The organism is Verminephrobacter aporrectodeae subsp. tuberculatae At4 (assembly GCF_000193225.1).
In the GTDB taxonomy this organism is placed as follows: Bacteria; Pseudomonadota; Gammaproteobacteria; order Burkholderiales; family Burkholderiaceae_C; genus Acidovorax; species Acidovorax aporrectodeae.
Genome location: NZ_AFAL01000408.1, coordinates 1 through 5,130 on the forward strand (window position 1 = coordinate 1; position 5,130 = coordinate 5,130).

Consider the following 5,130-nt stretch of genomic DNA (forward strand, 5'->3'; position numbering starts at 1 on the left):
CAATGCGCTGGCCGTCGGCGCCGCCAGCCACACCGAAGCGGGCTGGGCACGTGCACCGTACAGCGCGCTTGGCCCCGGCCGAAGACCGGGCGTTGTCAAGCCGGACTTGATGGCGTTCGGGGGTAGCGCGAACAACTATTTCCATGTGCTGTCGCCGGGCAAGAAAGTGGCGCTCTCGCCGCAGTTGGGCACCAGCTTCGCTTGCCCATATCTGCTGCGCAGCGCAGTCGGCGTTCGCGCCATCTTCGGATCTGAACTATCACTGCTGGCGATCAAGGCGCTGCTGATCCACGCCGCAGACACCGCGACGCACGACAAGCTTGAGGTAGGCTGGGGCAAGGTACCCGAGGACTTGATGGATATCATCACCTGTCCGGAAGGGGTGGCGCGCGTGGTCTACCAAGGGGAGTTGAAGCCGGGTAAATACCTGCGCGCACCCCTTCCGCTGCCCGCTGATGGCCTGAAGGGAAACATTCGTCTCAAGGCAACCTTCTGCTATGCCTCGCCGACCGATCCGCAGGATGCCGCCGCGTACACGCGTGCGGGCTTGGAGGTTACGTTTCGCCCCAGCGACGAGAAGATCAAGGACGGCAAGGCCAACGCCAACACCAAGAGTTTCTTCCGCATAAATAAGTACGCGACCGAAGAAGAGCGGCGCTCTGACTTGGGAAAATGGGAAACGGTTCTGCACGACGCGCAGAACATGCGCGGCAAATCCCTCAAGAACCCAGTCTTCGACATCCACTACAACGCACGCGAAACTGGACAGCAAGCGAAGAGCCCCGGCAATATCCGTTACGCACTGATCATCACCATCGAAGCCCGCAAGCATGCTGATCTTTACAACGATATCCTGCGTACCTACGCGACGACGCTGGTGCAGATCGTGCCGCAAGTATCTCTGCCGATCCGGATACGGTGAAGCATGCGCTGATCCGTCAAATCAGAATTAATGTGAAGATGCCGTAAATCCGACGATGAGAGAGTTTCCGATGGCCCAACCGACCAAAGATTGGCGGACAGGCCAGCAGGCGAGTCTGTATCTGCCCGCAGGGCGGGTACTATCAGCGGCTATTGTGCATGTTGGTTTCCACACGAAACGACGAGGAGCCTCGATCCGCGAAGCGATGGCCGCTCAGTCCGCCGTCTCAGGCACATCCCAATCGGTCTGTCTTGCTTCGCCGGTCTGGTAGAACTGCTTCACCAGCTTCACGTATTCCAAAAAATCCCGGCTCTCGGTTGCCAGTCGATTGGCCATATCCCAATCGATTTCGTCTCTTTCGCGAGTTGGAATCAAGACCTGACTTTCAGCCGGGGTGTCTGCGTCCAGTTTGATCAAGCCGATACCGTGCGCCGCAAACAGCATCCGCAGTTCCTTGAGTGTGTCATGGCCCTCGATCTCCGCTGCGACCAGATAACCAAAATTGGCCCACGACGAGTTGGAAACCGCCTGGAAGAAGCATTCACGCACATTCGACCGGTTGATCAGTAGCTTGACCTCGAACGACCACAGCTTGGTGCGCTTGTCGGAATACTGATTCACGCAGTCCCGCACTTCTTGGTGCCACTCCGCACCCAAGTCCTCCATGCCGACAACGTCCGGGTACAACCAGCGGTTGCCATTTGGACCCCGTTTGTTCGATGCGCGTTTCTCGTTGATGCGCTTCGAATAAACGCCAAACTCCTCCCACAGGTACAGCGAAAGCAGCGGGTACAGGGCGTGCTCGCCAAGCTTGGCGGTGTTATTGTTTTCCGTGGGTGCTGCAACCACGCCCTCAGCCGCAGCAACCTCGGCAACGTCAGATTTCTCCGAGTAGTAATACTTGCGTGGACGCCCCTCGGTAGCCTTGAACTCTGGATGTCGTTTCTGAAGACGCGGGCGCTGCGCGCCGATTTCCGCTACCAGTTGCTGCACCAAATCAGCATCTGTGCGGACGTGCTGGCTGTTCTGCTTCTTCGCTTGGCATTCACCAGGGAACGTGGCGAAAATCCACTCGGCAATCTGCCGCGCGGTCAGCTTTTCATCCGGCCGCTCCTTCAAATAACCGAGTACCGTCTTCGCCAGATTCAATGCCATAAAATTTCTCCTCAGAGTCTGAACGACTTCTTGATCTCGTTCTCTGCCGTTACCGGCATCTCGTGCCAATGCAAACGATTGACAATCCAAGCGGGCAATTTCGCGCCCGGCACGCGCAGGGGAAATGCGTTGGCGCTCAGGACTCGGGCTCCAAGCCCAGCGCATCGATGGTCTTCACGGCCTGCGCCGAAGCCGGGCCAAGCGGCGCGCGCGTGATGGGTAAGATGCCGTGCACACGGCTCAGCGCATGCTTTATCGCGACCGGGTTCGATTCGCAAAAAAGCGCCTTGACGCGCGGCCGCAGCCAGCGGTTGATGCTCGCCGCCTCGCGCAGTTGCCCGGCGACGAGATGCCGGTGCAAGGCGACGACTTCGCGCGGATAGACGAGTGCCGTGGCGCAAATCGAGCCTCGCCCCCCGTTCACGCAACAATCGAAAAGCAATGCGTCCTCGCCGCTGAGCACGGTGAACGTCGCATCGTCTGCGAAGTGGTGCGCGACGTCGATGAGTTGGCCTATGTCGCTCGTCGCCTCCTTGATGCCGACGATGCGCGCTACCTTGGCGTGCAGCAGCACGATGTCTTCCAGCGTCAGGTTCAAGCCGGCGCGCAGCGGGATGTTGTAGAGCAGCACGTCCAGGTCCAGTTCGGACACCCGGCCGTAATGCGCGAGCAGGCCGGAACGGTTTGGTCGCACGTAGTACGGCGTCACGACCAAGCAGGCGTCGGCCCCCGACGCCTTCGCGTGCGCCGTCAATTCCAGACACTCCTGCGTGCTGTTCGAACCCGTCGCAGCGACGACGCGAAAGTCGCCCAGCGCCTTCGCCTTTTCCGTGACAAAGGAGATGACCGCCTTGTGCTCCTGCATCGACAGCGTGCTCGCCTCGCCGGTGCTGCCGCACGGTACGAAACCGGCCAGGCCGAGTCCGGCGTAAAAGCGGACCAGTCGCTCGAGCGCGGCCCAATCGATTTCCATTGATGCAAGAAACGGCGTCACGAGCGGAACGAAGATGCCGTCGTAGGGGCGGATGTCGTGGTGTGTCATGGGCGCTCCGATGTCTCCAAGATTCAATGCACGGACGGGGCGTCGAAGTTTCCCGTCCTCGATGCAACATTCACATACAGGTCAGCGCATCATCGCCGATTCCGTGCTCGCCGACTCTGCCATGGCGGATTCAATCCGATCGGCGCTCGAGCGCTCCAACAGCTGCCGCAAGGGCCCTCCCGCGGCCGACGCGCTGCTACACTGCGCGCACATTCTGATTGCCCGATTCGTGTCTGATTCTGCGGCCTCTTCTCTGGTGGATTTGCGCGAGCTGCGCCTGGATGCTGCGCTCGCGCTGCTGGCGCAGGCCGGCAGTAGCCAGGCGGTGCAGCAGCGCCCGGACTGCACGCCTGCGTTGCAGGAGCTGATCGACGGCCTGTGCGGGCTCTGCCTTGCGGACCCGCTCACGGGCCTGAGCAGCCGCGGGCATTTGCACGCGGTGCTCGGGCGCGAGATCGACCGCGTGCTGCGCTCGGGGGAATCGGCCCTGTTGCTCATGCTCGACATCGACCAATTCGATGCCGTGAACGGCACGCAGGGCGCTGCGGCGGGCGCGGCGCTATTGCAGTCGGTGGCCCGCGCACTCAGCGCCTGCGTGCGCCCCATGGACACCCTGGCGCGGTACGGCGGCGCGCAGTTCGCCCTGCTCCTGCCCGCCTGCCAGGCGGCGTTTGGCCGCGCGGTGGCCGAGCGCCTGCGGCGCGCCGTGGCGCACACGCCCATACCGACCGGCGCCTCGCTGCGGCTGCATGCCACGCTGAGCGTCGGCGGGGCATTTGCCACGCAGGCCATCCGCTCGACCCCCCTGCTGTGGGCCGAGCGGGCCCGCCACCAGCTGTGCCAGGCGCAGTCGGCAGGCTGCGACCGCGTGAGCATCGAGGAGCAGCCCGAGAGCGCCGTCAGCGCCGAAGAAAAGAGCCTGTTGTTCGGCCCGCTGCCGCCCGCTGAAAATTCCTAGCCACGATGCCGAGCGACGCGCTGCCCGCCCCTGCCGGAGCCAGCCCGGCCCCGGCCGGCGCCCGCGTCGTTGCGCTGACCAGCGGCAAGGGCGGGGTTGGCAAGACCTTCATCGCGGCGAATCTCGCGGCGGCGCTCGCGCGCCGCGGCCAGCGCGTGCTGCTGCTCGACGCCGACCTGGCCCTGGCGAATCTGGACGTGATGCTGAACCTGCACTCCAGGGTCACCCTGCACGATGTTTTTACCGGCCGGGCCGCGCCCGAGGACGCCGTGCTCGCCGACGCTGCCTGCGGCTTCGACCTGCTGCTCGCCGGATCGGGAATGGTCGAGTATTCGCGCCTCACGCCCGAGGTACGCGAACAGTTTCTGCGCGTGATCGAGGCGCTCGCGCCGCGCTACGACCTGCTGCTGCTCGACACGGGCACCGGTATTTCGGACCTGGTGCTGTACTCGGTCTCGCTGGCCTGCGAGGTGCTGATCGTGACCACGCCCGAGCCCACCGCGCTGACCGACGCCTACGCCACCATCAAGGTGCTGGCCGCGCAGCAAGGGCGCGAGCATCTGCGCCTGCTCGTCAACCAGGCGGCGCGCCCCGGCGACGGCCGCGCCATCACCGGCCAGTTGCAGCAGGTGCTGGAGCGCTTTCTCAGCACCGAATCGGGCCGCCCCATGCGCCTGATCCACATGGGCGACATCCCGTCCGACCCGTCGGTGCGCGACGCCGTCATGCGCCGCCAGTTGCTGCTGCTGCACGCCCCGGGCTGCCCGGCGGCGCTGGCGCTGGCGCAGATCGCGAACAAAATGGAAGCCACGCTGCTCGTTCCCGTCGCCTGATGGCTGTGCGTACAATGCGCGCGCCTGCCATGAACACCCCGCACAAGATCCTCAACGTCTCCTGCTACAAGTTCGTCGCCCTGCCCGACGCCGCGGCGCTGCGCGACCCGTTGCAGGCGCGGGCGGTCGCGGCAGGGCTCCGGGGGACCATCCTGCTCGCCGGGGAAGGCATCAACTTTTTTCTCGCAGGCCCGGCAGATACGGTGCGCGGCTTTGTCGG

Annotated in this window: 5 protein-coding genes and 1 pseudogene; 4 read left to right on the forward strand and 2 right to left on the reverse strand. The window is 63.9% G+C overall.

Going from position 1 to position 5,130, the window contains the following annotated elements; genetic code table 11:
- Positions 1-922, forward strand: a 922-nt coding sequence (locus VTU_RS0111915; protein WP_010104489.1) for a S8 family serine peptidase, incomplete at its 5' end; no start/stop codon positions are given.
- 213 nt (positions 923-1,135) lie between these two features.
- On the opposite strand, the gene VTU_RS0111920 is transcribed toward VTU_RS0111915, so the two are convergent.
- The gene (locus tag VTU_RS0111920; RefSeq protein WP_010104490.1) at positions 1,136-2,077 is read right to left on the reverse strand and encodes a COG2958 family protein; all 942 of its coding nucleotides are present in this window, start codon (positions 2,075-2,077) and stop codon (positions 1,136-1,138) included.
- A gap of 136 nt (positions 2,078-2,213) precedes the next feature.
- Positions 2,214-3,119 carry a 4-hydroxy-tetrahydrodipicolinate synthase gene (gene dapA / locus VTU_RS0111925; RefSeq protein WP_010104491.1) on the reverse strand — a complete coding sequence of 302 codons (906 nt, stop codon included), beginning with the start codon at positions 3,117-3,119 and terminating at the stop codon, positions 2,214-2,216.
- Between the two features lie 61 nt (positions 3,120-3,180).
- Between dapA and VTU_RS27010 the strand changes: the two genes are divergently transcribed.
- The 3 genes and pseudogenes from VTU_RS27010 to VTU_RS0111940 all read left to right on the forward strand — a co-directional run.
- A complete protein-coding gene (locus VTU_RS27010; RefSeq protein WP_010104493.1) occupies positions 3,181-4,077 on the forward strand; it encodes a GGDEF domain-containing protein in 897 nt (298 codons plus the stop codon).
- A gap of 5 nt (positions 4,078-4,082) precedes the next feature.
- On the forward strand, positions 4,083-4,910 hold the full coding sequence (locus tag VTU_RS0111935) for a P-loop NTPase (protein ID WP_010104495.1): 828 nt from the start codon (positions 4,083-4,085) through the stop codon (positions 4,908-4,910).
- 29 nt (positions 4,911-4,939) lie between these two features.
- A pseudogene (locus VTU_RS0111940) lies at positions 4,940-5,130 on the forward strand (sulfurtransferase); the annotation flags it as partial.